32 protein-coding genes are annotated in these 22,190 nt (G+C 51.6%); 9 read left to right on the forward strand and 23 right to left on the reverse strand.

The genetic code is table 11. The annotated features are described in order from the left end of the window. Positions 1-21 precede the first annotated feature (21 nt). Positions 22-1,251: an efflux RND transporter periplasmic adaptor subunit gene (locus tag LF95_RS07940; RefSeq protein WP_073954426.1), complete on the reverse strand. Its 1,230-nt coding sequence runs from the start codon at positions 1,249-1,251 to the stop codon at positions 22-24. A 623-nt stretch (positions 1,252-1,874) separates the two neighbouring features. Between LF95_RS07940 and LF95_RS07950 the strand changes: the two genes are divergently transcribed. Continuing rightward, positions 1,875-2,324 carry a hypothetical protein gene (locus LF95_RS07950; protein ID WP_073954428.1) on the forward strand — a complete coding sequence of 150 codons (450 nt, stop codon included), beginning with the start codon at positions 1,875-1,877 and terminating at the stop codon, positions 2,322-2,324. Here the strand turns inward: LF95_RS07950 and LF95_RS07955 are convergent. The 20 genes from LF95_RS07955 to LF95_RS08035 form a co-directional block, all read right to left on the reverse strand. Next, positions 2,321-2,548: a hypothetical protein gene (locus tag LF95_RS07955; protein ID WP_073954429.1), complete on the reverse strand. Its 228-nt coding sequence runs from the start codon at positions 2,546-2,548 to the stop codon at positions 2,321-2,323. The two genes, LF95_RS07950 and LF95_RS07955, sit on opposite strands and share 4 nt — an antisense overlap. A 2-nt stretch (positions 2,549-2,550) precedes the next feature. Further along, positions 2,551-2,679, reverse strand: a complete 129-nt coding sequence (locus LF95_RS23630) for a hypothetical protein (RefSeq protein ID WP_256359943.1) — start codon at positions 2,677-2,679, stop codon at positions 2,551-2,553. Between the two features lie 3 nt (positions 2,680-2,682). Further along, positions 2,683-2,832 carry a hypothetical protein gene (locus LF95_RS22940; RefSeq protein WP_168173673.1) on the reverse strand — a complete coding sequence of 50 codons (150 nt, stop codon included), beginning with the start codon at positions 2,830-2,832 and terminating at the stop codon, positions 2,683-2,685. A gap of 145 nt (positions 2,833-2,977) precedes the next feature. Beyond that, positions 2,978-3,247 carry a hypothetical protein gene (locus LF95_RS07960; protein ID WP_073954430.1) on the reverse strand — a complete coding sequence of 90 codons (270 nt, stop codon included), beginning with the start codon at positions 3,245-3,247 and terminating at the stop codon, positions 2,978-2,980. A gap of 9 nt (positions 3,248-3,256) precedes the next feature. Further along, positions 3,257-3,772 (reverse strand): cell wall hydrolase, encoded by a 516-nt coding sequence (locus tag LF95_RS07965; protein ID WP_168173674.1) that lies wholly within the window; start codon positions 3,770-3,772, stop codon positions 3,257-3,259. After that, positions 3,765-4,040, reverse strand: coding sequence for a hypothetical protein (locus tag LF95_RS07970; RefSeq protein WP_073954431.1), 276 nt, complete (start codon positions 4,038-4,040; stop codon positions 3,765-3,767). Before LF95_RS07970 ends, LF95_RS07965 begins: the two co-directional genes overlap by 8 nt. Beyond that, positions 4,040-4,795 (reverse strand): hypothetical protein, encoded by a 756-nt coding sequence (locus LF95_RS07975; RefSeq protein ID WP_073954432.1) that lies wholly within the window; start codon positions 4,793-4,795, stop codon positions 4,040-4,042. The genes LF95_RS07970 and LF95_RS07975 overlap by 1 nt, the downstream gene beginning before the upstream one ends. An 8-nt stretch (positions 4,796-4,803) precedes the next feature. Then, on the reverse strand, positions 4,804-5,172 hold the full coding sequence (locus LF95_RS07980) for a hypothetical protein (protein ID WP_073954433.1): 369 nt from the start codon (positions 5,170-5,172) through the stop codon (positions 4,804-4,806). Further along, the gene (locus LF95_RS07985; protein WP_073954434.1) at positions 5,169-5,585 is read right to left on the reverse strand and encodes a hypothetical protein; all 417 of its coding nucleotides are present in this window, start codon (positions 5,583-5,585) and stop codon (positions 5,169-5,171) included. The genes LF95_RS07980 and LF95_RS07985 overlap by 4 nt, the downstream gene beginning before the upstream one ends. Continuing rightward, entirely contained in the window at positions 5,564-5,803 is a 240-nt protein-coding gene (locus tag LF95_RS07990) for a hypothetical protein (protein WP_073954435.1), read from the reverse strand. Before LF95_RS07990 ends, LF95_RS07985 begins: the two co-directional genes overlap by 22 nt. A gap of 9 nt (positions 5,804-5,812) precedes the next feature. Further along, positions 5,813-6,115, reverse strand: coding sequence for a hypothetical protein (locus tag LF95_RS07995; protein ID WP_073954436.1), 303 nt, complete (start codon positions 6,113-6,115; stop codon positions 5,813-5,815). A gap of 51 nt (positions 6,116-6,166) precedes the next feature. Then, entirely contained in the window at positions 6,167-6,985 is an 819-nt protein-coding gene (locus tag LF95_RS08000) for a major capsid protein P2 (RefSeq protein WP_073954437.1), read from the reverse strand. Positions 6,986-7,033: 48 nt separating this feature from the next. Then, on the reverse strand, positions 7,034-7,156 hold the full coding sequence (locus tag LF95_RS23635) for a hypothetical protein (protein WP_256359944.1): 123 nt from the start codon (positions 7,154-7,156) through the stop codon (positions 7,034-7,036). A gap of 234 nt (positions 7,157-7,390) precedes the next feature. After that, on the reverse strand, positions 7,391-8,032 hold the full coding sequence (locus LF95_RS08005) for a helicase HerA domain-containing protein (RefSeq protein ID WP_073954438.1): 642 nt from the start codon (positions 8,030-8,032) through the stop codon (positions 7,391-7,393). Next, positions 8,032-8,721, reverse strand: coding sequence for a hypothetical protein (locus tag LF95_RS08010; RefSeq protein ID WP_143181968.1), 690 nt, complete (start codon positions 8,719-8,721; stop codon positions 8,032-8,034). Before LF95_RS08010 ends, LF95_RS08005 begins: the two co-directional genes overlap by 1 nt. A gap of 312 nt (positions 8,722-9,033) precedes the next feature. Beyond that, on the reverse strand, positions 9,034-10,242 hold the full coding sequence (locus tag LF95_RS08015; protein ID WP_073954440.1) for a hypothetical protein: 1,209 nt from the start codon (positions 10,240-10,242) through the stop codon (positions 9,034-9,036). Between the two features lie 69 nt (positions 10,243-10,311). Next, positions 10,312-10,998: a DNA cytosine methyltransferase gene (locus LF95_RS08020; protein ID WP_073954441.1), complete on the reverse strand. Its 687-nt coding sequence runs from the start codon at positions 10,996-10,998 to the stop codon at positions 10,312-10,314. Further along, a complete protein-coding gene (locus LF95_RS08025) occupies positions 10,995-11,366 on the reverse strand; it encodes a hypothetical protein (protein ID WP_073954442.1) in 372 nt (123 codons plus the stop codon). The genes LF95_RS08020 and LF95_RS08025 overlap by 4 nt, the downstream gene beginning before the upstream one ends. Beyond that, a complete protein-coding gene (locus tag LF95_RS08030) occupies positions 11,353-11,733 on the reverse strand; it encodes a DUF736 family protein (RefSeq protein WP_073954443.1) in 381 nt (126 codons plus the stop codon). The genes LF95_RS08025 and LF95_RS08030 overlap by 14 nt, the downstream gene beginning before the upstream one ends. Positions 11,734-11,945: 212 nt before the next feature. Further along, positions 11,946-12,146, reverse strand: coding sequence for a hypothetical protein (locus LF95_RS08035; RefSeq protein ID WP_073954444.1), 201 nt, complete (start codon positions 12,144-12,146; stop codon positions 11,946-11,948). A 196-nt stretch (positions 12,147-12,342) separates the two neighbouring features. Between LF95_RS08035 and LF95_RS08040 the strand changes: the two genes are divergently transcribed. Continuing rightward, a complete protein-coding gene (locus LF95_RS08040; RefSeq protein ID WP_073954445.1) occupies positions 12,343-12,729 on the forward strand; it encodes a hypothetical protein in 387 nt (128 codons plus the stop codon). A gap of 8 nt (positions 12,730-12,737) precedes the next feature. On the opposite strand, the gene LF95_RS08045 is transcribed toward LF95_RS08040, so the two are convergent. Beyond that, entirely contained in the window at positions 12,738-13,364 is a 627-nt protein-coding gene (locus LF95_RS08045; RefSeq protein WP_073954446.1) for a hypothetical protein, read from the reverse strand. A 198-nt stretch (positions 13,365-13,562) separates the two neighbouring features. Then, positions 13,563-14,060, reverse strand: a complete 498-nt coding sequence (locus LF95_RS08050) for a MarR family winged helix-turn-helix transcriptional regulator (RefSeq protein ID WP_073954447.1) — start codon at positions 14,058-14,060, stop codon at positions 13,563-13,565. A gap of 311 nt (positions 14,061-14,371) precedes the next feature. Here LF95_RS08050 and ectA point away from each other — a divergent pair, with 311 nt between their 5' ends. The 7 genes from ectA to mazG all read left to right on the forward strand — a co-directional run bounded on the left by ectA (position 14,372) and on the right by mazG (position 22,180). Beyond that, positions 14,372-14,923 carry a diaminobutyrate acetyltransferase gene (gene ectA, locus LF95_RS08055; protein WP_073954448.1) on the forward strand — a complete coding sequence of 184 codons (552 nt, stop codon included), beginning with the start codon at positions 14,372-14,374 and terminating at the stop codon, positions 14,921-14,923. A gap of 110 nt (positions 14,924-15,033) precedes the next feature. Then, positions 15,034-16,320, forward strand: coding sequence for a diaminobutyrate--2-oxoglutarate transaminase (ectB, locus tag LF95_RS08060; RefSeq protein WP_073954449.1), 1,287 nt, complete (start codon positions 15,034-15,036; stop codon positions 16,318-16,320). A 76-nt stretch (positions 16,321-16,396) separates the two neighbouring features. Next, positions 16,397-16,798 (forward strand): ectoine synthase, encoded by a 402-nt coding sequence (locus tag LF95_RS08065; protein ID WP_073954450.1) that lies wholly within the window; start codon positions 16,397-16,399, stop codon positions 16,796-16,798. Between the two features lie 85 nt (positions 16,799-16,883). Further along, positions 16,884-18,392 carry an aspartate kinase gene (locus tag LF95_RS08070; RefSeq protein WP_073954451.1) on the forward strand — a complete coding sequence of 503 codons (1,509 nt, stop codon included), beginning with the start codon at positions 16,884-16,886 and terminating at the stop codon, positions 18,390-18,392. Between the two features lie 239 nt (positions 18,393-18,631). Next, a complete protein-coding gene (locus LF95_RS08075) occupies positions 18,632-20,407 on the forward strand; it encodes an ArnT family glycosyltransferase (protein ID WP_215905658.1) in 1,776 nt (591 codons plus the stop codon). Then, positions 20,404-21,354: a phosphatase PAP2 family protein gene (locus tag LF95_RS08080; RefSeq protein WP_073954452.1), complete on the forward strand. Its 951-nt coding sequence runs from the start codon at positions 20,404-20,406 to the stop codon at positions 21,352-21,354. Before LF95_RS08075 ends, LF95_RS08080 begins: the two co-directional genes overlap by 4 nt. Further along, positions 21,344-22,180: a nucleoside triphosphate pyrophosphohydrolase gene (mazG, locus tag LF95_RS08085; RefSeq protein WP_073954453.1), complete on the forward strand. Its 837-nt coding sequence runs from the start codon at positions 21,344-21,346 to the stop codon at positions 22,178-22,180. Before LF95_RS08080 ends, mazG begins: the two co-directional genes overlap by 11 nt. The last annotated feature ends 10 nt before the right edge of the window (positions 22,181-22,190 follow it).

Below are 22,190 nucleotides of genomic sequence, written 5' to 3' on the forward strand. Positions count from 1 at the left end.
ATTGGTGTCCCGAGCCCCTAATTAAGAGCGGGAATCTCCCTTAATTGTACGACCGGCCTCGACGACGGCACGACGATCCATAGAAACGATTTCAGGGGCGACGGTCATACCCGGGCGAATATGCTGCAGGCCTTCGACAAGGATACGATCGCCATCTTTTAGGCCACTTGTGACAATGCGCATGCCATTCTGTTCGTCACCAACACGAATTTCGCGATATTCGACAACATTTTGTGGGTTTACCACCAGAACGAACTTTTTATCCTGATCGGTGCCAACAGCGCGTTCGGCAATCATGATTGCCTTGCCAGCATTGGCCTGGCCCAATTCAAGGCGGGCAAACTGGCCCGGTACAAGACGGCCTTTCTTGTTGTCAAACACGGCCTGGACGCGAATGGTGCCGCTTTTTGAGTTGAATTCATTATCGATCATCTGAACATGACCGGTAATGACATCAGGGCCAATAAAATCACTGCTTAGCTGCACCGGGATTTTCTGAACGGTATCGACAGACGGCTCGTCATTTTGGTGCATGGCCTGCAACAATGCCTGTTCGTTGACATCAAATGTCGCATAGATTGGGTTAACCGAGACCAGCGTGGTCAGGATTTCGGCATTTGCACCGGCAGCAACCAGATTGCCTGGGGTGAGGCGAATGTCGCCCACACGGCCTGAAATTGGTGCTCTGATTTCAGTATAACCCAGATTAAGTTTGGCGAAACGAAGCTGTGCCTGGGCCGAATGCAGGTCGGCTTCGGCATTCTGTTTGGTTTCCTGGCGTTGATCCAGAATTGTGCGGGTAATAACACGGGTTTTCCAAAGCTCGTTACCGCGTTCAAGCTCCGTTGTTGCCAGTTTCAGACGCGACCGGGCCGAAGAAACGGCAGCTCCTGCACGGGCAACCTCGGTCTCAAATGGGGCAGGGTCCAGGGTAAACAGTAAATCCCCCTGTTTGACCAGTTCGCCCTCGCGAAAATGAACTGCCTTGATCGCCCCGGCCACGCGCGGGCGTATTTCAACACGATCAATGGCTTCCAGTCGGCCCGAAAAACGTGACCAACGGGTGATATTTTGATTGTGAATTTCGGCAACAGCCGCCGGAACCGGCGCGGGGGCCTGGGCCGGAGCAGGGGCTTCCTGTTGTTCTTCGGCGTGAATGAATGGCACTGCAACCAATCCACTCGCGCCAAGGGCAACCAGCGCAGCAATGACAGCGCCAGCCCCGTATCGCAATTTGGATTTCGATGACACTATGTCTCTCCAGATTTCATTGGGCATATGACATGCAACTTTGGTGCGACCATATGCCGCAATGCGAGATTGCAATAGCTGGTGTTTCCAACACTTAGCGTTCCAAAATAAGAACGAAGCCAAATCTCAATACAAATCACGCACTCAATGCGCCGACAAATCGGTATAGCAATGATGTGATATGAGAAAGTCCGGGAAGGAAGTTCCAGCCGAAGCAATCGGGGAATATGTGGCAAAAGATACGTACAATCAGAGCCGCTACGTTAGAGCAATGATCGCCGTTTTTTGCACGATCCTGCAAATTAGCGCCGCAAAGATATATGTGCTTAAGAAATCCAGAGGGTTATCGTTCTGCATTCAGATAAGGAGATATGGAGACGATACGGAAATCCACTAAGGTTTGAAGTGCAGAGTTTGTTCAAGTTAACGCAATGGCCTACGAGAATGGAACATACGTCTAGAAATCATGAGCAGAGCGGCAGAAACGGGCGTTTCTTTTTGCACCACCAAAAGTTCTATAATATATATTATGACAAATTAAGATCATTAACCGAGTACATCAGGCGATTGATATATGCTTTAAAAAACAACAGGTTAAACGTCCCTGTAAAAGCATAGAAACAATGATCTCCTTTCCCGTACTCTCACTGAAAACGCTACCTCCCGCCGAATTAGACAGACTATCCCAACATTTCCAGTACTTAGCCGATACTTGCGCAGACTTTGCAAAGGCAAATCGCAAGCGCGACCATCACACAGCATACGTGCGCGATTATCGCAAGCAAATTGACGCGACCGTAGACGCGATACGCGCCAAGATCGACAAGGGCCTTGATGAAGCTACCGCTCTACGTAAAGTTGTGGCAGAGACCCGCCTTCCAGAGGCAACAATTTTTGCAAGATGGCGGTTGCATAAAAAGCGAAAGACCCGTGATTATGTCAAATTACGGGGTCAAAAAATCATGCAACTGAAGCGACGCGGGCACACGAATAAGGAAATCGCACAAAAAATCGGCCTATCCGCAAGTCAGATAGGCCGCATCATTGCCAAAATTTCGGTCGAAACGGGTTAACGTCCGCCCTTTTCGTGCATGAAGATCGACAGCAGACCAAACAGACCTGCGCCGATGGCGGTTGCATAATCGCCCTGGGCGATGGCATGGCCCGCATTCGTGACGGTATCTGCAATCGCCGGGGCTTCGTTGATTTTCCCCAAGACACCCACCGACGTAATCACACCGGCAAGCCCTGCATAAGTGGACGGTTCCTTGAGACGGTCTTTCACTTTTTCCCACATTCTTAATGCTCCCCTGAAAGCTGGATTTCGAGTTTCAACAAGCGGCGATCAAACCGCCACATGATCAGCACAAGGGCGATAGACGCGAGATTTCCGCCCCCCTGCAAGATTTCGGCAATTGGCAAATCCATAGCTCACCATTTTTTCATGTATTTGCCAGCCAGATAGATGCCGCCGCCGATCAGGGCCGCATTACCGACCTTTTGCGCGGCGTCACTGGCAAGCCAGACCCCACCACCACCGACAACCACACCGATAGCAACCCCGATAAGCAATACCGGCATTACTTGCGGCCTTTGGCCTTGACCACGCGCCCGCCTTTAGCGAAACGATAGCCTTTTTTCAGTCGTCCGTTTGATTTCAAGCCAGTCTTGGCCATGTCATTTTCCCCCTTATTGATCGTCTGCAATCGCAACCCCAAGCGCACGATTACCCCCTTTTAAAACTTGCCATGACCATCAGAGCCCCGGCGACAAGCAGGCCGATTAACGGCCAATTGATCACGGTCTTTTCGATACCGACCACAAGCGGCGTGTCATTGCCCTCAAACGGGCCCGGCGTTGCGTTCGGCTCTTTTTCATAGGCGGCGACCTCTTCCGCCATGTTAATGCAGGCGGTTTGATCCAGTGCGTTGCAGGCCAACCATTTACCGTTTGCATATTCGACCGCGTGTAAGTCTGGATCGTAATAGACCGCCATTATTCCCCCTTACGCCCGATAAAAGGCATGTCGGCCAATGTCGATAAGGTGGCTCATTGTTTGCGCCCAACTGGGTAAAACCACGTTGGGATTGAAATAATGATCCGCGCCCCCGGTAATATCTGGCAACGTGCCAGCAACCGCACGGGCGGCAATCTGCAAGGCTTCTGCAAAGGCCGGGTTGTTCGTGGTTACGGCATGGGCCGGTTGATAGTTCGGATCGCCTTTTGTCCAGGCCGTAAACTGGCCTTTTTTCTGGCAGACTTCGACAACGGTTTTGCCGTACCAAGTCTGTTTTGCAACCCGGTTCATCACCACGTTCGCCACGGCCTGCATACCGCGAGTGCCCTCGCCGCGTGCCTCGCCCCAGATCGTGCGGGCGAGGATGTCAACATCTTGCGCCGTGCGACCGGGATTTGACCCGACGTCATAGTTTGACGGTTCGGTAGCGCCCGACCGTGCGGCCATGAAAGCGGCATAGGCAAGCCCACCGGCACCGATTAGCAAAAGTGCATCTTTATTCATTTGGCGCGGCCTCCGGTTCGGGTTTTGGCAGTTCAACCATTTCCCTCTTAATGACCTTTTCGGCACCATCAGCGAAAATTTCGGTTGTGACCCGGCGACCGTCCGGAAACTGATCGACGCGACCCCCGACAACATCGTCGGGACCGGGTGCAGCAGGTTCAAAAACCGCCATGTCCTGTTTAACGCTGGCAACGATTTCAGAAAGCGGGCGGTCGTCGCCCTGGCCCCGCAATTGATAGGCCAACTGCATGATTTCCATGTTTGTCATCACAGATAATCCCACGTCAGTTGCAGCGAACCGGAATTAGAGCCGCTGCCAATAAAATAGACGCCGTCACCAGCAGGGAGATAAATCGGATCGCAATAGTTATAAGCAACTGTATAATTGTTATAAAATTGCAGTATTTTACGTTTCGTCGCGTCATTCCATGAAGACGGTGCGTCTGGACCGACAAAAACAGCGCAAGCATCCCCAGCGGCATTAGCTCCGGTAACCGTGCGAATAATGACCCCATTCGTGTTAGATGCTGGGTCAAGCATCACAAACGGCACAGCATCTACGTTTATTCTTGACGCAAATGACGCGCCGACTTTGTGTTTTGGTGCTTTGAAATTGCTCTGATAACCGGTCTCTTCAAAGGCAGACCGACTAAAACGGTACCAATATGTATTATTTACATCACCGTTACCTTTTAAGGCGGCAAAACTCTCCCCGGTATCAGGATCAGCAACGCGCAAAATGCCGGATGCAGTCAGGCGGTTGTCGTTGACGCGCCCCATCGCGGTTGCAATCTGAAACGTTACGGGCGTGTCGTTCGGGTTCAGCAACTGGATGCGTTTGAACTCGTAATCAAAATCCAGACTGACACCGGCAAAGAATGCAGAACTTGAACCGTCATCAATGACGATTTCAAGGGCAGCACTTGCCTCAAAACAGGTAACAGAACGCCCTGCCCGCGTGATGGTGAACAGTTCGCCCGGCTGGATCGTCCCTGCATAAGTCTGATAACGGGTAATGCTCATGTTTAAACCTATTTCTTAAGAATTGCGGGCAGGATGAAGGCCGCACCAAGGACCGGCACGCCGATTTTGATCAACAGTTCAAGCGTGTTTGCGGTTTCCGACGTGTTGGCTTTACGCACTGCTTCCATTGCAGCACCTACCGTCTTGTTCGCGTCTGACAGCGCCCCGAATGTGCTCCCGACAACAACGCTTGTCAGGTCAATCACATCGGCGGCAACGTCCCCGGCAAAGTCGAAGGCTTCCGGGCTGGTCGCGTCAATCGTAACGGATGCGCTACCACTTGCCGCGATAGACCCGTTGTCGGCCCCGGCCCGCTGGTCATAGTTCTGGCTGGTCGTGCTGCTTTTGCTGCTCGAATGACTGAAACCCGCGCTCATACCAGAACCTTTCTCATGACCGTTTTCGCAACGGTGTAGCCCTGTTTTTTCATCTTATGCACCAAGCCGGGGCGATGCGTTGGCGCGTCAACGGCCCGACAACCCAGCTTTTTCGCCCATGCTTCAAGGGCCGGCATACAGGTCTTAACCAGATCAACCCCGGCCAAATGGCTATTGGCGCATTCAATGATAAAATATTTGCCGTCCCCGCCCTGCTCGATGCGGACAAGCAGGGTGCCAATGCGTTCGCCCCTGGCCTCGACCGCGAGAATTGCGGCGCGACCGCTTTCAACATCATTGCGCAATCCGTCAAGACCCGCCGGGCATTCAGGCAGGACAACGGGGCGGATATGGTCCGCCGCCGTTTGATCCCACTGTGACAGGCCGATGTTTATTTTTTCAGGACCAGCCATGCCACTCCCCCCATAACAATCCAAGGCACAACGGACGCAATCAGGTTGACCGGCGTTTGAGCCGCGCCACCGACTGAAAACGGGGCCGTATTGTAGGAATAAATATGCCCGCTATCGGCTTTGCTGCCCGCCGTGGCATGGCTGGTCGTGTCGATAAACGAACCGCCACCCCCGCCAGCCATGCCGCCGCCGAACATGCTCATAAGACCCTGAAACATGTTCGCCCCCTATTTGCGCCCTCGCGTGATCAAGATCATCCCCGCCAGCAGTGCCACGCCAACGCCGATGTAAAGCCCAAGATTGGGATTACTGGCTTGCACCGGGGCAGCCGGATTTGACCAACCGCTGTTATAGTTCTCACCATCGGCATAATTGTTGGAATTGCTGGCATTGTTTTCCCCGCCAAAGGTGTTTTGCCAATCGGAATAGGTCGAAAAGACCGCATCTTTGGCCTGTCCAAAATACTTAAACAGGTTGTCTAATGCGCCTTCCCAGCCCCCCGGACTGGTCTGATTGTCTTGTTCTGCCATGTGATCCCCCCAAGGCAAGCCGGAGTGCATAAGCACCCCGGCCTATTCCGATTAGGCAGCAACCGCCCCGCGCACTTCTTCGGTGTACAGGTTGAAATTGCCGGTCGCGCCCATTTCAAGGCGTACCCGGAAATCTTCCAGCAGCATCGGTAGCATGTCTGAAAGCCGATCACTTTCCACCATGTCAATGTGCGTGAAACCGGGCTGCCATACCTTGCCGGTCTGGATGGCCGTTGCCTCGCCCACTACCCGGTCAAAATCGCGGATAATGCGCTGGTTTGCTTCAAGCTGAACGCTCGAAATCTGATCAGTGCTGATGTGCATTGCCAGCAGGTTGTAGGACGTGCGCGGCAAATCCTGCAATTCGCGGGTGCCTTGGTTGCCAACGTTAAACGGATATTTCTTGATCGCGTAAAACTGGCCGAGCGGCGTATTCGGCCCGATCCGGGCATAAACCACCAGTCCCGGGGACGTCACACCGTCCTTGATGTCAATTTCAAGCGAAAGCGACTGAATATCCGCCGTGCCGATGGCCGGGGCATCCTCACCAGCCGCTGTGCGCTGTGACGGATTAGCAAACATCAAGGGCAAGGCACCGGCTTTAACCGTCTGCCCTTTATATTTCAGGATCACGGCGAGATCAGCCGCATCAACGCGGATGCTTTCCTGTCCGTCGATATACAAGCGAATTTCGCCGATCACATCGCCCAAGCTGGAAACCGGCACGTCAACAATGCCGCTGCCAAGGTCCGCACGGATGCGTAGCATAAGCTGATAATACGTAATGCCCAGCGGCAGATTGAAAGTGGCCGTCTGGCCCGCACCAATGCCCGAACCGTTCGGCATTTTCTTGAAAATTCGTGTGGTCATCGCCTTGCGGCTCCCCCTGTTTTCTTTTCGTTATCTGGCCGCGCCAGATCACATGTCGAAGCCGTCGGACGCCTGCTTAACAACAGAAATGCCGTAACCGACATTCATGATGTAACCGGCAACCAGAACCCCAAGGGCGACAAGGCCCACCGTCTTGATGTCTTTGGTCATTTTTCCCCCGAAAAGCCTTACACGTTGGCTTTGATGAATTTGTCGTAAATGACCATTGCAAGCACCGAAGTCGCAACGGTCACAGCGATTGATTTAACGTTCACGAGAACCCCCAACTTTGCGCCGAAAACAAAAAAGCCCGGTCGCCTGTTGACAACCGGGTTACGCCCAAATTTTCGGGAACTCAAATCTAGGTAACGTTACGTTACCTTACGTAGGAAAAATCATGATTTTTCAGTTTTTTCCCTTACGGATTTCACCATCCTTTTCCCAAAGGTAACAATGGGGCAGAAGGCTTTGAATTTGTTCCGGTTTCACCCCGCCAAGTTCATCACACGCTGCTTTAATGTCACGCGGCCCTTTTTGCCGGAAAACATAAGTTTCGGTGCAATTGCCACGAAAATTTGTGTTTACGTTGGCAATGCGTTGCGAAACGCCAATAATGTTAATTCCTGAATGACGACCGCGTGAGCAAAGATCACCAAAACCGCCAAACTTGCGCGGGATGCCGGTTACAGGAAATGACGTGTGCATTTCCTCAACCAGTAGCGTAATCTGGCGATTGTCCCTGCCTTCAAAAAATGGCGTTTGTGCCAGTTTCAGCAGCTTGGACAATCTGTCCAGGGCCTCCATTTCGGCACAGGCGGGCGGCACATAAGCCACCTTGAAATTGCGTTTCCAGTTTCGCGCCATATATCGGCGCACCTCATCAATGGATCGTACTGTGAAAACTCCTTTCACCTCGCTGTATTCGTCTTGGGTGTCGAAAATGACCGCCCGCTTGCATTTCGCAATCAGCGCCTTTGCCCGGCGTGATTTGCCGGAACCGGACCGGCCCCAAATGCCGATCCGTCCCGCGTCCGAAATCGCGACCATTATGCAGCGGGTGCCCAGCCAACAACATCGGGGGTTTCAGCCTGTTTTTCGCCCGGTGGCGCATCTTTGGCCGGTTCGGCATCGTTTGCCCCGGCCCGTTTCTTTTCGGCCCACAGCGCGGCGTTTTGGGCGGCAATGCGTTTTTCACGCAATTCCTTGGCAACACCCATGACCTTAGGCACTGCAAACATGCCGATAACGGACAGGCGCTTGTACCAGACGCCCCCCGGCTGAATAATGAAATGCAGCCCCGGTGTTTCCAGACAGATTTCATACATTTCATCCGATGCAGCCCGGGCTTGCTGCATTTCGTCTTTTTCGATCTTGAGAGATTGCACATAAGGCGGAATCAGTGCGGTCAGGTTAAAGGCGGCACAAAACCCGACAAAAAACGCATCCTTGCCGATAAATTCGGCCTGTGTGGCACCTTCCCCCATTTCCCCGGCTTCTGTGTCGGTTTCGGTGGTAATCCCTTCCATGCCACCAAAATCGTCCCCCTCGCCTTCAATCGGGTCAACCGTGAAGGACGCCAAATGTTCGGCCCCCGCTGCAAAGTCCGGTTCAGGATCGGAGATATTCCCGGATTGCGTCAACCGCTCGGGGTTTATGGCCGTGCTGGATTTCAGGTTGTTCTTTGTCGTCTTGCTGGTCGTTGCCCCCGGCAACCATTCGTTTTGTTCGGTCATCATCAAAGCCCTTGCGTTCATGCGCTTTTTTGGCATCCCAATAAGCGCGCAATTTCTGATTTGAAGCGACCCGTCCCCATTTTTCGTGGTGCGAACACCCTTGACCATTATTCATGTCGTTGGGTGTGCAAAAGTAATATGCGATCTGGTTTTTATTGGCCTTGATATGCACGGGGTTCCCACACCCCGAACAAGTACCAATTTCGATCACTGTCCCCGGATCAACGGTAGCCATTTTCTAAGGCTTCGATCCGTGCGGCCATTGTTTCCATCAATGCAACCGCATCCTGCAAGGCCAATTCTGCTTGTTGCGCCTTAGCAAATAGCGGGACTTTTTTCGCCTCCGCAATGCGCTGCTTGAGACGCTGCAATTGTTCGTTCATCAAGGATCACCCCATCTTCGTCATGGATTTCATACCGGCGAAAAACCTTTGTCATTTTGTCCTTAAACTCCTTGGCGCTTTCTCCTTTCACGTTGTTGGCAATCATTTCGGAAATCAGTTTAGGCAGTTCGGCCAGTCGGTCTTTGTGGACCCCGGCCAGAACGGCAAAATTTGCAGACAGACCGATCATCATTGCGGAAATGGTTTGCCGTTGCTGTTCCTGCATGACCTGTTTCACAACGCCCGGTGTGGCATTGCTGGTATATTCAAACAGGTTTTCCCCGACGACACGGCGGCAGCTTTCCCACATTTCATCGTCGGGTATCCGCGTTACGTTATCGGCCTCGTCCCACAATTCGGCCTTGTAACGTATACGTAGGAGCGCGTGAGCATATATGTCGCCTAATTTGGCCCGCAAATCGGCCCATGACGTAACGCCCCATTGATCCTTTAAATGTTTCTTCCCGGCGCGTAATTCGATGCGCCACATCTGATCCCCGGAGGCTTCAAATTCGTCCCGGTCAATCCCCCAAATCTTCCACCATTCATCTTTACGCTTGGCGACAATATCGCGACGTTTGTCGTAAATGCAGATTTGCCGCCCCGGCATTTTGCCAATGGTCAAGCCGGTACACTGGCGCTTTTGCCAGTGCTGCCCGATTTCTTCCCCGTGCATGTCTGCCTTGGTTGTTCCGTGCAAGGCAAAACGATGTGGATCAAGGCGAAAATCGCCGGACATACGCCAATCCATTGCAAAATCAACGCGGGCTATTGCCTCTTGCAGAACGGTCGCGCCAACCGCGTCAAGGTCCGCATACATGCGCGATATGGCCCCTTCAAAGCCATAGGCGGCCAGGGTCGCAGACTTGCAGGAAACCCGAATATTCCATCCTTCCCGCTTCTGCGATTTGGAAAAGAACCATGTAAAGCCAAGGTTGCCTGTATCAACCCGGTAGGTATACCCGCCCCGCGCCCCGGTTTCAGCGACATGCCCCTTAAATTTCCCGACTTGCGCAAAGGTTTCCTGCTTGGTTTCTTGCGCTGTCACCTTGGCAGCTTCAAACAATTCGACCGCCCGCAATGGAATGAAACCCTGAAACGTCACGTCTAAGCCATCAAAACCCGCGTAAATTAAATCCATTTTTCCCGTTCCCAGTCATCCGTTGTAATCAGAAGGGGGCGTGATACAAAAATGCCCCCTTTTGCCTCTCTAACCTGGCAACAATTCGGCCTGGCCGGCCGTATTCTTGGCATGGAAGTGAGCCAGGTCATTATTGGCCTGGTCATCGATCACTTTCTTGGCCCAGCCAGCAATGAACCGCGAATATGCTGGCGGGACTGCCTGCACAATTTCCCGTCTGTTCATCCAATGAATTCCCATAGCGTCGCACCAGGCCGAGAACGTGCCAGCTGACCCCCCGCCACCACCGGCGACAGTGACCGATCCGGGCCGCGTATCTGGACCAAATCGCGGCCCGGGCGCAGGGGCCAAAACAGGAAAATTCACCTCGAAAATGCGTTTGCGATAAGTGTTTAATCCGAACATGTCCCCGGTTAAAACGACATCAGGTCGCAAGGGCGCACATTCAACATTTTCCATACAATAAGGCTTGCCGGATGCTTCAAGCGCCGCACGACAAGGCTCTATCAAATCTTCATGCAAGGCCCGCCTGTCCATTGGTGTCGCTTTTGAAAATTGCTGGCATGGCGGCGAAGCCCAAATAAAATCAAACATGCCAAGATCAAGCCAGGTCAGAACCTCGAAAACATCACCAACGATTTTTGGAAATGGATAGTTTTTTGAATACTTGCGATCCACTCCGATCACTTCAAAACCGGCTTCGGCTATCCCTTTAGACGCGCCACCTGCACAGCAAAACAAATCAAGAGCTTTCATCGCTCAAACCCCTCGACATAGCCCCACCTGGCAAACTCCATTGACCACATGCGATAATTGTTGAACTCGCGCAGATTGCGCACCTGCCCCCACAAACGGTTAAGCGTTGACTGGGTCAGCAGCCTGCACATCGGCCAGATTTCAAAGCTGTCTATCGGGGCCGGTTCTGCTAGCGTCATCTTTTCGCAAGCTGCCAGCAGGTCAAAACCGCGATCTCGCGGAAGGAATGCGGCAAACTCGTTACCGTCCTCATTCCATTCAACAAAGACGTGCTTGCACCGCTGCAAAGCTTCTCCAAAGGCCACCATGTGAACGGGCGGGGCCTTACGGTCCCGCCCTTGCTCGTTTGCCCTGTTAAGCGGCTGCATTTGCACCCGCCCGGCGCGGGCGCTCCCATTTGATTTCGTAGGTTCCGGCTTTCAGTTCCCACGCTGTCAGGTTCAGCGACATATGAAAGCTGGGATCGTCGAGCGTCATGGTCAGGAACTTTTTGCCTGCATTGTCCCCGCGCTTGATTTCCTTGATCCATGCCGCGCCAATCTTAACAGCACCCCGGCGACCGGCCCCGAAAACGTCGAAGGCAGGGCGTCCCGGTCCGTTTTCATCACCAACGGGCGGTTTGCCACTTTTCCAGTTTTCAGGGATTGCATGCAATTCAATGTCAATCCCGAAATCCAGCGTTTCAAACTTGCCGTTTGCACTGGTGAACTTTTCATCAAAATTCAAAACATTCATCGGTCCATTTCCCTAGTGTGATTGCAAATTGGCGCTTCGCGCAGAGGGTTTTCTTTGGGTTTAAAAGGGGGCGGCAGGTTTTCGTTGCTCACATCTGGCGCATTACCTTGTGGTGACTTACGGCACTGCCCGCCCCGCTTGATGGAGAAGCGCAAAACGCCCCTTCCAAACCCCCGGTAATTTTGGCTCCCCAGCCTCAACCGGGCGAAACTTTAAAGACTTAAAAGGCTGGTTTGGTCCGTGTTGGCCTGCCTTGCGCGTGCTTCAAGGATTTCTGCAATATCGCCTAACCCTGCCTCGTGGCATTTAACCGCGGCTTCCAGCATTGCTTTTTCTGCAACCTCACAGGCTAAAACCGCCCAGATCATCGCTTTGCGCGCTGAATTGCCCTGATTTTGCTTTGATTGCGTCATTTTTCGGTTCCCTTTTCCCATTTACCGTTCCCGGGATTTGAGGGGCCAGCCGGGTAGCCAGCCCCTCGACCGCTGGGAAAACGGATCGCTATTAGCAACGCATCAACGTCACATGACGTTAGACAAAACAAATCAGAAATCATTGTCAATGTCTAATATCACATGACATATTGATTTCTGGGAAACGGAGGTTGCTATGAATACGATTGACGATTATTTGGACGCCGCCATCATCAACGAAAAGTTGCGCTCGGATCGCGCTTTGAGTGTCAAGTTGGGATTGTCGCCGGGATCAGTTAACCATTTCCGCACAAAAAAGGCTTGGCCTTCTGACAACACAATGATCAAGATTGCCAGTCTTGCTAACATGGACGAAACCGAGGCCCTTTTAAGCCTTAACATTTGGCGCAACATGGATGGTGCCGCCGCGCCCTTGTATTCGCGCCTCATGGACAAATTAAAAGCCGCCGCGATGCTTGGAATTGCTATGTTTTTTATTATTGCAGCCTTTAGCGGAACGTCTACCCCTGCTCACGCCGACCAGTTGCATGGGGTATTCAATGGTATATATTATGACAAATAATTTCCAGTCTACAGATACCGACGATGAAGTTTCTGCATGCGCCGTCTTTCGTTGCGCGACCGGCATTGCCGGGTTTCAGCATCCCGTGGATGAATATGACCGTGTTCATCAATATCGAATGTCCGGCTGGCCCCGATAACACCATTTTCCGAACTGTAAACCCCGACAACCATAATTTCAAAGGAACGGCATTTGATACCTTGATCTGTCACAAGCCCGGCTTCGCCTCGTTTGTGATCTTCCGCATGACGCTGTGAAATCAGCCGTTTGATGTCGCCAATGTCAAGGGAGCATCCGGCCGCCAAAGGCCCCTGAAACGTTCCGTAAGCATTCGTGTCAGCCTGGCTGTCCTCCTGCATGGGTTCCCAGTCGCTAACCAGGTGCCATGTTTGTTCATCGTTGTTAAAAAGCCCGACCAGAATGACTTCTATATGGACGCTTTCCAGACTCATATTGCTGACAAGAAACCGCGAATGCAGTGTGCGTCCACGGGTTTGGTTGATCAGGATTTTGGGACGTTTGGTACGCCGATATTGCGCAAGCAGGATCTGGGCATAAAAGATCCAAATTCCCAGCGTAACAAAACTGATGGCTAGCTGGAGAACGGTATTGTGAGTCGTGATCCATTCAAGCATGCAAACCTGCGAGACTGCGAATTGAGGAAAACCTTCAAGACGCACCTTTAACGTCATAAAAACGTGAAAGGTTCCAGCAGCCATTCACCGGAAAAATAATAACAGTGCGACACCAGCATAGAGATAAAAAACACCCGCGTCGCAATTACACCCTGCCCGTCTAAGTTAACCGATAATCAATGTGTAACCGTCATTGGCTCAGACATTTTTTCCGGTATCGGGGCTCTTTTCGACGATTGCTTCATGATCAAGAAGTGGTGCGACATCGATATCTCCAGCGTCCATCATGGTTGAGACCCGCTGTAAAGCGGCGACGAGAAAGCTTTGCTCCCATTCCTCAAGATTCTTGAATTTCTCGGAAAAACGGTCATGCAATGCCATCGGCGCCTTGCCCAGCACATCATGCGCCATATCTGTCAGCCTGACATATACTTTGCGTTTGTCGGAATGTCCGCGGGCGCGCTTCACAAGTCCCATTGACTGCAATTTATCGACAAGAGAAGTAGTCGAGGCCTGGGCAAGGTTCACTTTAGCCGCGATTTCGCCAACGGTCATTTCCCCTGCATCGTCAAGAGACTGCAAGACAAGCAACTGTGATGTTTTCAGGCCAGCGAGTTTACTAAGCCGTTTGGCATGAATGTCACTGGCGCGAAGAATGCGGCGAATTGAAATCAATGCGTCGTGCAACTTGTCCATTTGCGGATCCGATAGAACTCATTCCAGATTTTTTTATAGCCCTCAAACCCCTGAAAGACAAAGGCTTTTCTCATGATCAATCGCAAAACTATGTAAGTTTATATCGAATACTATATTTTTGTGACGCTGAAAAACTTTGATAATGAATTTGTTCCGCATCATAATAAAAATTATTTTTACGTTTTATATCAATGAATTAATCGAAATTTTTGACTGCGGAGGATCAATGATGTTGATTAAAATGTATCGATAATCTATATTTCTTTTCATTCATCTAGATCGATTGGCGAAACAATTAGGCAGATAGAACGATGAAAGTTGCCACAAGCGACGGCAAGTCAAAAAGCAAGACCAAGAATCTGGTTATTCGTAAGCCGAATTCCACAGACGGAGCGGCGGTGAACGAGTTGATTGCAGATTGCAAGCCGCTTGATGAGAACTCTGTTTATTGCAACCTGCTTCAATGTTCCCATTTTGCGCCGACCTGCGCCCTTGCAGAGCTTAACGGTGAAGTTGTGGGGTTTGTTTCCGGCTACCTTGTGCCCGAAGCCCCGGAGCGCCTGTTTATCTGGCAGGTCGCGGTATCTCCCAAGGCGCGCGGACTTAAACTTGGCAAGCGCATGATCCTCGATATTCTGGATCGTGGGATCTGCCATGATGTAACGGAGCTTCATACGACCATTACGACCTCCAATGCACCGTCTCAGGGTGTTTTCAGGTCCGTGGCCCGCGAGCTGGAAACAGACGTTAACCGCAAGGTGCTTTTTGACCGTGAGAAGCATTTTGATGGCGCAGCCGCCAGCGAAATTCTCTGGCAGATCGGCCCGTTTGAGCGGGTTGATGTTGAACGCGTTGCTGCCTGAGGCTCTTACGCCGTGATTTTAAAAAACGCCGAATTTCCGGAACAAAACCGGACCTTCGGCGTTTAATTTGCCAGACGAATTTTATTTCTTCCCAAAAGAAAGAGAAAGTTATGACTGTATTTGATCGCCTTGAGTCGGAAGTTCAGAGCTATGCACGCTCCTTCCCTGTTACCTTTGATAAAGCCGAAGGTGCCTGGCTGACGGATACGGATGGAAATCGTTATCTGGACTTCCTCGCCGGTGCCGGTAGTCTGAATTACGGGCACAACAACCCTGTTCTTCAGGAAGCCCTGATTGACTATATCAAGTCAAACGGCATCACGCATGGCCTTGACATGCACAGCAGCGCCAAGGAAAAATTCCTGACCGCGATGGAAGAGAAACTCTTCAAACCGCGCAATATGGAATATAAAATCCAGTTTACCGGCCCGACCGGTACCAATGCTGTTGAAGCAGCTTTGAAGTTGGCACGCCGTGTGAAAGGCCGTGAAAACGTCATTTCCTTTACAAACGGTTTTCATGGCGTAACCCTTGGGGCGCTGGCTGTTACCGGTAACGAACATCACCGTGGTGCTGCTGGCGTATCGCTGGATAATGCCGTTTCTGTCCCGTTCGACGGTTATATGGGCGATGGTGTGGATACCACCGACTATCTTGACCGCGTCCTGAGCGACAATTCCAGCGGCGTTGAATTGCCTGCAGCCATCATTGTTGAAACTGTTCAGGGTGAAGGTGGCCTTAATGCTGCTGACTTTGACTGGCTGAAAAAAGTCGAGGCCCTGTGCCGCAAGCACGACATCCTTCTGATTGTTGATGATATTCAGGCTGGGTGTGGCCGTACCGGTACATTCTTCAGCTTTGAACCGGCCGGTATTAAACCGGACATTGTGACGCTGTCGAAATCCCTTTCAGCCTATGGCCTTCCGTTCGCGGTTGTTCTGATCAAACCGGAATACGATGTATGGCATCCGGGCGAACATAACGGCACGTTCCGTGGCAACAATCATGCCTTTATCACCGCTGCTGCGGCGCTGGATCATTTCTGGTCGGACGATGCGTTTGCCAAAAGCATCCAGGAAAAAGGCGAATTTCTTGGCAAGCGCCTTGAAGAAATCGCCTCGCGCTATGGTGACAATGGCAGCATCTATCGCAAAGGTCGCGGACTGATGCAGGGGATTTGCTTTGAAAACGGCGAAATCGCCGACAAGGTAACATCTGAATGCTTCACTCATAACCTGGTTATCGAAACCAGTGGCCCGGAAGATGAAGTTGTCAAATGCCTGGTGCCCCTGATTATTTCGATGGAAGATCTGGCGCATGGCCTGGATATTCTCGAAATGTCGACCGCCAAGGTCATGGGCAAGGACGTTGTGACCGCAAAGGCCGCAGCCGAATAATAAAAGTCTTTTAGGGTGACGGTACGTGCCGTCACCCACTTCACCCAGTTATATATGATAGATCAAAGAGTTAGAGATGATTGTTCGTACACTGAAAGAATGTGAAGAATCTGGCCGTCGTGTTGTTTCGGACAACTGGGAAAGCACCCGTTTGTCCCTGGCGGATGATGGCATGGGCTTTTCGTTCCACATCACGACCATCTATGCCGGTACCGAAACCGAAATCTGCTATGCCAACCATTTTGAAACGGTTTACTGCATTTCGGGTAATGGCGAAGTTGAAACCATTGAAGATGGCAAGAAATACAAGATCGTACCGGGAACTGTTTACATCCTGAACAAACATGATCGCCATTACCTGCGGGGTGGCACGGAAGACATGGTTGTTGCCTGTGCCTTTAATCCGCCGCTTAACGGCCGCGAAACCCATGACGAAAATGGTGTTTATCCGCTCGATGGCGAAGCCCTTGCCAGTTAACAACTGTAAGACGGGGCAGGTATTGCATACCCTGCCCCGCTCCAAGAGAGAAACTTTCAAGGAAACGGCCCCTAAAGGAGGCATCATGGTTTCAGCCCGTAAACAAGCGGACGCCGGACATAGTGTCCACAAAATCGGTGGAACGTCCATGACGCAGGTTCAGGCTGTGATGGATAACATTCTGGTTGGTGATCGCAGCGAGAGCGACCTTTATAACAGGATTTTTGTTGTTTCAGCCTATGGCGGCTTTACCGACCTGCTGCTTGAAAACAAAAAAACCGGCGAGGCGGGCGTCTACCAGCTTTATGCCGGTTCGGAAACGGATTGGGCATGGGGTGACGCCCTGACCAAGGTAGCCGATAAAATGTGTGCCTTGAACGAGGAAATTTTTCAGGATCAGAACGATCTGAAGCTGGCAAATTCCTTTGTTCAGGAACGCGTTGAAGGTACACGCAGTTGCCTGATGGATTTGCATCGCCTGTGCAGCTTTGGTCATTTCAAGCTGGAAAAACACCTGCTAACCGTACGTGAAATGTTAAGCGCCATTGGCGAAGCCCACAGTGCACACAACACCATGTTGCTGTTGCGCGGCAAGGGCGTAAATGCCGTATTTGCCGATCTTTCCGGCTGGCGCGAGCCCGAAGCATCGACCTTGGATCAACGCATCAATAGTGTTTTTGACAATATTGATGTGAACTCCCAGCTGCCGATTGTAACCGGCTATGCTCAGTGCAGCGAAGGTTTGATGAGCATCTATGGGCGTGGCTACAGTGAAGTGACCTTCTCGCGCATTGCCTGCCTGACAGGTGCGCATGAGGCCATCATTCACAAGGAATTCCATCTTAGCAGTGCCGATCCGCGCATTGTTGGTGAGGATGCGGTCCGTCCGATCGGACGCACCAGCTATGACGTTGCTGACCAGCTGTCAAACATGGGTATGGAAGCCATTCATCCGCGTGCGGCCAAGGGCCTGCGCCAGAACGGTATTCCTCTGCGTATTGCCAATACCTTTGAGCCCGAACATCCGGGTACTGTTATTGATGATGACTGGAAACCGGACGACAGCCGTGTCGAGATTGTGACCGGCATCGGTGCTGCATTCGAGATCGAGGTTTTCAACCAGGATATGGTTGGTGTGCCGGGTGCGGAAGAGGAAGTACTGAGTGTTCTGAAACGCTACAAGGTTCCGACCGTAACAAAGAACCTGAATGCGAATACGATTACGCATTATGTTTCAGCGCCGCTCAAGCAGATACGCCGTTGTGTTGAAGAGATTGAAACCCGCCAGCCTGAAGCGACGGTTAAAACGCGCAAGGTTGCGATTGTTTCGGTCATTGGTGCCAACATCAACCAGCCGGGCCTTTTTGCCCGTGCGGTCAGCATCCTTGATGATGCCGGTGTTGAACTGGTTGCCAGCCATTCGCCCAGTCGCCGGGTTGACCTGCAATTCGTGGTGACAGAAAGCGACTTTAACAAAGCAATCGTTGCCCTGCATCGCGGTCTGGTCGAAGGCAAAAAAAACACCTCAAAGAAAGCCAAATCCTCGGATGAGGATAGCGGTTCAGAAGACCAGGTAAAACTGTCTGCCGCCTGATTTTCAATCCTGAAAACGATCGCCAAACAGCCACGTCATTGATTTGACGTGGCTGTTTTTGTTTGGATGACGGTTTGATTACTTAAAGGTAACAGAGAAAAGAACTTTCCGCCCGGCACTAGCAAGCTGCCCAGCCCTCACCTTAATATTCAACAAAACGTCCTATCAAATCCCTGACGACGCCGCCGAGTTTCCTTTTCCGTCGTTGTAATCCAGTGATTTCATGCAAATAGACACATATGACTAATGATGCTGCGATGGATATTCATGTGCGAAAATCGGTTGTAACACCGCTTTTATCGCGTTTCCGCCCGTCAGGCATAAGCAGCGACCTGATATTGCCGCTGGTGCTGTTTTTTATTGGTGTGATCGCCTATTTACCAGGCCTGTGGCAGGTGCCGCCGCTTGATCGCGATGAACCGCGTTTCACCCAGGCGACCAAGCAAATGCTTGAAACCCGTCAATATGTCGATATTCGCTTTCAGGATCAGCCGCGCTATAAAAAACCTGTCGGAATATACTGGCTGCAATCTGCCGCAGTCCTTTTGACCGGGCATGATGCCAGGGCCCCGCTTTGGGTTTACCGCCTGCCCTCCTTTGCCGGTGGCATTTTGGCCATTCTGCTGACTTATTGGGTTGCCCGGGCTTTTTGCGATCCCAAAGCCTCTTTTATTGCTGCCCTTTTTGTTGGGTCGACGATTATTTTAGGCGTTGAATCCCGCCTGGCAAAAACCGACGCTTCCCTTTTATGGACCATTCTGATGGCGCAAGGAGCGCTGGCCCGCCTTTGGCTTAGGCAAACACAGCACCCACGCTGGGGATTGGCCTTTGTTTTTTGGACAGCCCTTGCCGTGGGGATTTTAATCAAGGGGCCGATTGCGCCAATGGTTGTCTGCTTTACGGTGCTGGGCCTTTGTGTCGTAAAACGGGACATCAAGTGGTTCAAAGCCGCCGCACCGTTATATGGGTTTTTATGGCTATGTGTTCTGATATTGCCATGGTTTTTTGCGATTGCAAAATTGACTGACTATTCCTTTTTTCAGGAATCCATCGGTCATGACCTGCTGGGAAAAGTGGTCGGGGGCCAGGAAAGTCATGGCAAGCCACCAGGGATGCACCTGGTGTTTATGTTCTTTGTGTTCTGGCCGCTTACCGGATTTTTTGTGCTGGTCCTGCCACATCTGTGGCGCAAACGTTCGCAAAAAATGGTCCAGTTTTGCGCCTGTTGGTTTGTCCCGTCCTGGATTGTCTTTGAGCTGACAGGCACAAAATTACCGCACTACACCATGCCGCTTTTACCGGCTCTTGCGATATGCGTGACGGCAAGCCTATGGAATAACAATACAGTTCGTCAGACCAACAACTATCTTGCATGGGGCAGTGCAATTGTGTTGGCTCTGCCTGCAATCTTGTTACCCATTACGACAATCGTGCTTCCCCTGCACCTGAAAATTTCTCCCTCTGTCCCGGGTGTCGGCGTGTCCATTCTTGCTGCCGTCCTGGCAATAATCGCGGCCATCTACATCATCAAACATCGTGTTCGTCACGCCATGCCCTTTGCAATTATTGGCGCAATTATAATGAGCACCGGTTTTTGGGGATTTGTCGCGCCATCCCTAAGCCCGATCTGGATCAGCTCGCGCCTGGTGACGGCAATTTCAAAAGTCGCCCCCTGCCCTTACCCCGCTGTTGCAATTGCTGGCTTTAACGAACCCAGTTTCATCTTTCTTGAAGGCACCCATACGCGCGTTTTATCCGGCGCCCAAGCGGCAGACTTTCTATCAACCAGCCAGGAAGCCACACCAGCCGATGCTATTGCCCCTGCAACAGATCAAACAAACACCTGCCGAATTGCCGCGATTGAAAGCCGTCAAAAGGCCGCCTTTCTTGACGAAGTTGCGAAGATGGGCCTCCGCACCAAGCCAGCAGCATCGGTGCAAGGTCTTAATATCAATGGCGGCCATCATTTAAATATCGAAGTTTATGTGAATTCCCGAAACAAAACGGATCAATGACGGATAATGTCATGCGTTTTCGAGAGCTATTTCTGGGCACCTGCCAACGCATTATCGCAAATGCCACAGGGTCATACCGCATTTTCAAAAATCGCAAATGTCGGATTCGGTTATCTGGCAGCTCGGTTTTACCGGTATGTTATCCGCAAAACCTGGCCGCCCTTGTGCTGATTGGCACTGGCTTGTGCATGATCTTTCTGGACGAGCCAAGCCATTACTGGCGCGAAACCCTGCCAGTGGGTTTTTTGCATACATTTGGCTGGCTCAACGCGCTGGGTAATTCATCGTGGCTGTTGATTGGCAGCGGTGTTTTATGTCTGGTTTTGCTTGCTCAAAACACCCGAAGATATGGTTTTCGGTTGCGGATGGCGCTTTATTCCGCCTTCATTTACAGTGCTTTTTTGTGTTACACAGTGGCGGCCAGTGGCCTGCTTGTCATCGCAATCAAATGGCCGCTAGGGCGCGCCCGGCCCAAATTATTTGACACAATGGGGGCTTTTCATTTTGATCCCCTGATTTTTAAGGCCGCATATTCAAGCTTTCCTTCTGGTCACTCCACCACAGTCGGTGCGACGATTGTAACGCTGTCGCTAATTTTTCCATCTTGGCGGGGCTTCATTATTGCGGCCGGTTTTTGGGTGGCGATCAGTCGTGTCATATGGGGCGCGCATTATCCATCTGATGCCTATACCGGTGTTTTGTTGGGGGCGGCTTTTTCATATTATAGCGCACGTATTTTGGCCCGCCGCCATATCGGATTCAAGTTATCCGATGATGGGCGTTTACATCGATCTTTAGGGGTTTCATCTGCTCGCCAATGCAGGCATGTTATCGGCAAGATGCTGAAAAGGCAAAAGAACAGGCAGGCGACGACATCTTCCTCAGTCCCGGATATCGTTGTGCAACCACCCGCCCCTTTAAGATCGAGAAAATGGAATGTCCGATAGCTCCAAGACTGCAATAAATGATCTACTTATGATCATGGCCCGACTGCGCGACCCGAAAACTGGCTGTCCGTGGGATATTGAACAGGATTTCTCGACGATTGCCCCCTACACCATCGAAGAAGCCTATGAAGTGGCCGATGCCATCGCCGATAACGATATGGTGGAGTTGCGCGAAGAGCTGGGAGACCTGTTGTTACAGGTCGTCTTTCATGCGCAAATGGCTGAAGAATTGCAGCTTTTTACTTTTAATGATGTCGCCCAAAGCATTACCGATAAAATGATTGCCCGGCACCCTCATGTTTTTGGCGACGGGGATGCCAAAACTCCTGAAAATGTCAACCAGACCTGGGAAAAACTGAAAGCGGCCGAACGCGCGCGCAAGGCAGATCGAAAAGGTGATGCCGTGCCAAGTGCGCTGGATGGTGTGGCCTCCGCCCTTCCCGCCCTGATGCGGGCAGAAAAGCTGACCAAACGTGCCGCCCGTGTCGGCTTTGACTGGCCCGATATTGAGCAGGTTTTTGATAAGCTGACCGAGGAAATTGGCGAATTACGCGCTGAAATGACCGAAAACCCGGTACAGGATCGCCTGGAAGATGAATTGGGGGATATGTTATTTGTGATGGCCAACCTGGCCCGCAAGATGAAAATTGACCCGGAAGTGGCCTTGCGACGCGCCAATCATAAATTTACCCGACGGTTTCAGTTCATTGAAAAGGAACTGGCACAGGTGGGTAAAACACCGGATCAATCCTGCCTCGACGAAATGGATGATCTTTGGAATGCTGCCAAAATTGCCGAACGGAAGAAGGCCGCAAGCAAGAGCTGACGACCTTCAA

The sequence above is a fragment of the Thalassospira sp. TSL5-1 genome, assembly GCF_001907695.1.
Classification (GTDB): Bacteria; Pseudomonadota; Alphaproteobacteria; order Rhodospirillales; family Thalassospiraceae; genus Thalassospira.